Consider the following 922-nt stretch of genomic DNA (forward strand, 5'->3'; position numbering starts at 1 on the left):
GTTTCTGAGCTTGGCGCATCCAGTGTTTGATTTTGGCAAAGGCCTGCTCGATCGGATTGAGGTCTGGGGAGTAGGGCGGTAGGTACCAAAGCCTGGCGCCGGCCGCCTTGATCATCTGCCTGATGGCCGCCGACTTATGACTTCCCAGATTATCCATGACGACGATGTCGCCGGGTTTCAGCACGGTGATGAGCTGCTGCTCGACATAGGCGCGGAAGCATTGGCCGTTGATTGGCCCGTCGAAGACGCAAGGTGCCGCGAGCCTATCGCAGCGCAGCGCGCCGAGGAAGGTCAGCGTGCGCCAGTGGCCGTGCGGGGCCAAGCCGCGCAGCCGCTCGCCCTTCGGCCCCCAACCGCGCAGCGGAGCCATGTTGGTCTTGATCCAGGTCTCGTCGATGAAGACCAGATGCTGCGGATCGAGGCCGGCCTGCCAAGAGCGCCATCGCTGACGCCTGCGGGCAATATCAGCGCGCGCCTGCTCAAGGGCGAACAGCGTTTTTTTTGAAGCTCAGGCCCTCGCGCCTCAAGAACATCCAGACCGCGTTGTGCGAGACCTTGACCCCGCGTGCGGCCAACTCATCCTTCAGACCATGCAGTGTCAGATGCGGCGTCTCACGCACACGCGCCTCGATGAAGGCACGGTGCGGCTCCAGCACCCTCTTGCGATGTCCGCCCATCTTGCCAGGCGCAACCGAGCCAGTCGCCCGATGGCGCTGCAACAACTTCACCGCCGCCGAAACCGAAATGCCGAACCGTTTCGCGGCCGACCGGCGGCTCTCGCCACCCAAAACCGCCGCTACAACACGTTCGCGAAGATCATCCGAAAGAGGTCGCGTCATCCGATGCTGGCCTCCACTCCAGCCAGCATCTTGAATCACAAAACCGACTGATCCGGAATCCCCTTCGATTCCGTCAAATCAGG

At 62.4% G+C, this 922-nt stretch carries 1 pseudogene; it reads right to left on the reverse strand.

What is annotated here, in order from left to right:
* Positions 1-839: pseudogene (locus NKI18_RS33315) on the reverse strand (IS630 family transposase); the annotation flags it as partial.
* Between the last annotated feature and the right edge of the window lie 83 nt (positions 840-922).

Origin of the sequence: Mesorhizobium sp. M0800, assembly GCF_040320095.1 — a bacterium.
GTDB lineage: Bacteria > Pseudomonadota > Alphaproteobacteria > Rhizobiales > Rhizobiaceae > Mesorhizobium.